The 4461-nt window shown below is 44.3% G+C and carries 6 protein-coding genes; 1 reads left to right on the forward strand and 5 read right to left on the reverse strand.

Going from position 1 to position 4461, the window contains the following annotated elements; all coding sequences use genetic code 11:
* Positions 1 to 438: 438 nt before the first annotated feature.
* Positions 439 to 975, forward strand: coding sequence for a hypothetical protein (locus Afil_RS10505; protein WP_230268511.1), 537 nt, complete (start codon positions 439 to 441; stop codon positions 973 to 975).
* A gap of 427 nt (positions 976 to 1402) precedes the next feature.
* On the opposite strand, the gene Afil_RS10510 is transcribed toward Afil_RS10505, so the two are convergent.
* From Afil_RS10510 to Afil_RS10530, 5 genes are read right to left on the reverse strand one after another with little or no spacing between them, the layout of a single operon-like run.
* On the reverse strand, positions 1403 to 2359 hold the full coding sequence (locus tag Afil_RS10510; protein ID WP_230268512.1) for an N-acetylmuramoyl-L-alanine amidase: 957 nt from the start codon (positions 2357 to 2359) through the stop codon (positions 1403 to 1405).
* Position 2360: 1 nt separating this feature from the next.
* The gene (locus tag Afil_RS10515; RefSeq protein ID WP_230268513.1) at positions 2361 to 2720 is read right to left on the reverse strand and encodes a hypothetical protein; all 360 of its coding nucleotides are present in this window, start codon (positions 2718 to 2720) and stop codon (positions 2361 to 2363) included.
* The gene (locus Afil_RS10520; protein ID WP_230268514.1) at positions 2713 to 2916 is read right to left on the reverse strand and encodes a holin; all 204 of its coding nucleotides are present in this window, start codon (positions 2914 to 2916) and stop codon (positions 2713 to 2715) included. The genes Afil_RS10515 and Afil_RS10520 overlap by 8 nt, the downstream gene beginning before the upstream one ends.
* A gap of 14 nt (positions 2917 to 2930) precedes the next feature.
* Positions 2931 to 3356 carry a hypothetical protein gene (locus tag Afil_RS10525; RefSeq protein WP_230268515.1) on the reverse strand — a complete coding sequence of 142 codons (426 nt, stop codon included), beginning with the start codon at positions 3354 to 3356 and terminating at the stop codon, positions 2931 to 2933.
* Positions 3349 to 4071 (reverse strand): hypothetical protein, encoded by a 723-nt coding sequence (locus Afil_RS10530; protein ID WP_230268516.1) that lies wholly within the window; start codon positions 4069 to 4071, stop codon positions 3349 to 3351. The genes Afil_RS10525 and Afil_RS10530 overlap by 8 nt, the downstream gene beginning before the upstream one ends.
* Positions 4072 to 4461: the final 390 nt, after the last annotated feature.

Raw genomic sequence — 4461 nt, forward strand, 5'->3', positions numbered from 1 at the left:
CAATAGATTTTTAGAAAAAAGTGAAAAAACTCGAATCATTCGAGATTTGACTTGAAGAGTAGAAAAAAGACCACATCACTGCTTAACGCTGATGTGGTCTGAGAAATCTTAACTTAATGACATTGATATCCGCCCAAAAAAAATCAAAAATTGTATTCCGTAATTTAGATAAAATTGATACAATTCAGATAAGAAATCCTACACGGAGGATAATCACTATGAGGTATAGGAAGTATCTGAGGTCAGCCCTCTAGCCATAACAAAGCATAATAGACAGTCGTTGGCTATGAGGGAATCAGCTTTTCTGACTGTTCATTTTTTCAGATGTAGTAGCCCTAATTAGAGGCGATTATAAGATAGCTTAGCGTTCGGTATTCAAACAGTTTTTCTGTGCCTAGGCTATCACCATCTGAATCAATCAAAATAAAGGAGAATAATATGCAGAAATGGCTAAAGGCGTTAATAGCGATGATCTGCGCTATTTGTGTAGGTTTTAATTTTATGTCTATAAGCGCGAACGAGATCGACACAAATAAGACAAGCGGAACAGATACGCCTCAAGTTGAAGTATATGACGGATTTGGGAATCTCGTTTACGAATGCGATACACTCGACGAAGCCGAAGCTTTTATAAACGGCGAAACTGCACACTCGATCGACAACAATGGTATTCAAGGAGCAAGATCAGTTGGTGAATTTTTGAAGTTATGTAAATTTGGGGGTAAAAAACTCTCAGCAGCTGGCGCTATAATAACAACGATAGCCGTTATTTATAAAACAGTACAATACGCCCAAGGCGAGGCAGATTTTATTGATATCATTGATCAAATTGTTCCTGCTTCAACCATTATTGAATTATTTAACTCTGGAAGATCAGGATACCTATACGGAACAAGTGCTCCTAACCCATATCCACCTCATTCATACCAAGGCGCAACATGGATTAGAAGCAACACATATTACGTCATTGAATAGTAACAAGATTGGTAAAAAGATGGAATTTTTAACTCAGACGGCTTTTATGTTTGCTATTCTTGGCTATATATACAGTATTAAAGATCGGAAGAATAAGATGATCAGGGTGTCATTTGTACTTTCTCTGATTTGTCTTTCTACTTACATAGTGGCTTATCTTTATCTGTTTTTTATAGGAAAGTTGAATTGGATCAAAGCAATCGCTCTATTATCTGTGATATGTTGCTCTTTGATATCGATTAGACACTACATTTGTCTAGGTTAGTTTGAAAGATCCTACCTGATTATTTATACGAATCTAAACGTTTCTTTAGGAAAAGATTGTCTATATATCTAAACATGAGCATAGTATATCAAATCCACTCTACAAAAATAGCCCAGCAGGCAGTTGGTTCATCCTAAACCACCAGCCTGCTGGCTTTTCTGTTTATCCGAGTTTTCGATTCACAATAGCCTGAATAGCATTGTAGTCATATCCGGCTTTGGTCAGTCGGTTTTTCCGATCAGCTCCATTACCCCACTTACCCTGGGTGACCTCATTGGCAATCGTCTCATTCGACTTTTTGCTGCCTCCCAGCTCCTGGTTGACCAGAGTCTGGATAGCATTGGGATCATACCCAGCCGTCTTAAGGCGGTTGATCCGATCCTGTCCGTTACCCCACTTGCCATTAATAACTTCCTGGGCGATCACGTTGTTAGACTTCTTCGCAGGAGCGACAGATGTGGCTTTCTGGCCAAGAAGAGAATTCACCTTCGCCTGAACGGCATTGTAATCATATCCGGCTGCGGTCAGTCTGTTCTTTCGATCATCCCCATTGCCCCATTTTCCGTTGATGACTTCTTTGGCAATTTCATCAACGGATTTTTTGCCGGTGGGCTTGGCAGTTGTTGTACCATTGACCTGCTTAACCAGCTCCGGAAATTTGCTCTTGAGATATGGTCCTGGACAATTGGTCGCCGCAAACATGTCATGGCAGGTCAGAGTTCCACTAGCATTCCCTGTCCAGGTAAGGCTGATGCCATACCTCTGGCAGATATCCCTGCAGAGATTGACGAGAGAATTGAAGGCAGCAGCGGAAACTGGCCAGTTTCCACCTGCGGAAGAATTGGCTACCTCGATTGTGATGGCCTGATTATCATTTTCCCAGGAACTGGACGTCCAGGCTCTGAACTCTTCCGGAACGCCGCCCCAGATGGTACCGTCGGTGCCAATGTAGTAGTTGGCAGAAGCCTGTCTATCTCCAGAGAAATGATAGTAGGCACAGTCTTTGGCCGACATATTACCAGCCATATGGTGTGGCGTGATCTTTTTGATTTTCGAGGTACGGGCATTGGCTTTAGCGTAGATCGGTGTCGATCCACTAATCAGTTTTGAATAGGTCATATTATTTCTCCTCCTTGATGGCACTTCCTCTAGCAAAGACCAGATCGTCAATTCGTCTTGCGCAGTCCAGCATCTGCTTGGAATGGTTACCTTCTACGTTGTGTTTGAGAAGGTTGCTGGTGGATTCAAGCAGCAGGTGATTCACGTCCTGCTGCAACAGAAAACTGTGATGGTCTCTGTCCAGTTTTTCCTGGTGCTCGGCCAGCTCATCTTTGAGAGTTCGAATCTCATCTTCCAGGACTCTCACTCGTTCTTTGAGCTTCGAGAATGGCTTAAAAGCCAAAGACAAAAGCGCTGCCAGCGATGACAGCGCTCCTGCTAAAGCTCCAAGCCAGACAATGCTTGTTTCCAGTTCAGGCATTCTCCACCTCCGGAAGACCGGCTACAGAGGTCAGAAGGCTGACCAGACCAGCCAGTGCGGAGGCAGAAAGGACGACAAGAAAGTCGACCTCGGTAATCAGAGCGGAAGCTCCAATAACGCCAACAGCCGTCTGCGATACAGTTTTAATGGCGCGGACGGCTGCTGCTTTGATCCAGATTTTCGTTTTGTTACTCATTGAAACATCTCCTTTCATGCTTGCTTCTCCCAAGCGGTTGGAAGATCCGTTGGACTGAACGCTGTATCTTCAAGTGCCTTATAGATAGATCCATCCGTGAAAGTCATGAACTCTCCAGATTTGTACAGATCATGAGCTCCGCTAGGCGTAGACCAGGGATAGGCATGATCCTTGTCTTTGCCATGGTACGGTTTCCAGATGGTTGCGACAGACTGATCCCAGTCGGGATGAATGCTTCCGTCATAGTCGACAAGACATTCAAAAGGCTGGTCAGATTCCCGATCCCGGAAGATCTCACCAGCCTTATAGGAAGCATTCTGCCGATATACCGGAAAGCCAAGATCAAATTCTGCAGGATCACCACCATCGTTTACGACCTCTTTCGTCAGAAAGAGAACCAATTTTCGCAAAAAGAGAATCAGCTTGTCGTCTTCATTCATCTACGTTCACTCCTTTCAAGATGTTGAGAATCCGGTCGGTTCGATCTTCCGCTTTGACGATTTGTCTGGGCTTGAACCATTCCAACACTGGTGGGTTCTCAATTTTGGCTGACCTCCAATCTGCTGTTGGGTTTTCTTCAAAGCGAGTTGTCCGACGCACTGGAATATTCGGATCAAATAGTGATTCATCTCCGATATGCTGAATAGTTACCGGAATCGTGGATAATACTGGAATCTGTTTGTGTCTGAGAAAGCTGAGAATCCCAAAGCTTTCCAGAGCATCGTTTCCAAACACGGTATCGATATAGTTGCAGCATTCTTCGACGATACCGATTGGCAGCAGAATGGCACATCCCCACATCGACCAGTCATGGTAAATATAGGGACTTTCCAGTCCGCTGATGAAGTCGTTGTAAGACTCACCATCAAAGGCCATGGTGAAAAGCGAAAAGGCGCAATCCGGATGCGACTGCGCCATTTGCTCAATGATTTGTTTGAATCCACTACAAACCTGGACATTGTCATTCAATACGACTCTGTGGGTCACTCCTTCCTCGTGATGAAGCAGCCAGGTTTGTTTGACCGCAAGATAGGGATTTCCGGTTTCGGTGCTTTTATCATAGAAAATATCCTGATCGGTAAGTTCTAGAGTATCTCGTAAGTTTTCCGCCATTTCCTGACGCTGGCGTGAAGCAACAATTTTGATGTCGACCATTCTCATCACCTCCTAGGCCGATGTTCTCCACTCAATACAGTTGAGAATGCAGGTGGACGAACACGATGTGGATGGATAGTACAATTTCAAGCATTTTTGGCCACAGACCTCATACGGCTGTTTTTTGTAGTTTAAAACTGGTCCAAAAAAGCGAAGATCGGATTTGAAAACTGGGCCACCTGACTTGTACCGTACTCCGTAATGGAGGACTAGAAAGTGCATACTCAGATGACAGTTTTCAAATACATCGATTTACGAACACCAGGAGTCTCATCCAGAAAAGCCGCTGCGCTGTGCTCGATCTCGAGAACCACTGGTGAGAAGTATTACAGGAAGTACAAGGAAAAGAGAGAGTCTCTGGAAGCTGATCCAACCCACGAAAACAGCCGA

Source organism: Allobaculum fili (genome assembly GCF_020969955.1).
Classification (GTDB): Bacteria; Bacillota_I; Bacilli_A; order Erysipelotrichales; family Erysipelotrichaceae; genus Allobaculum; species Allobaculum fili.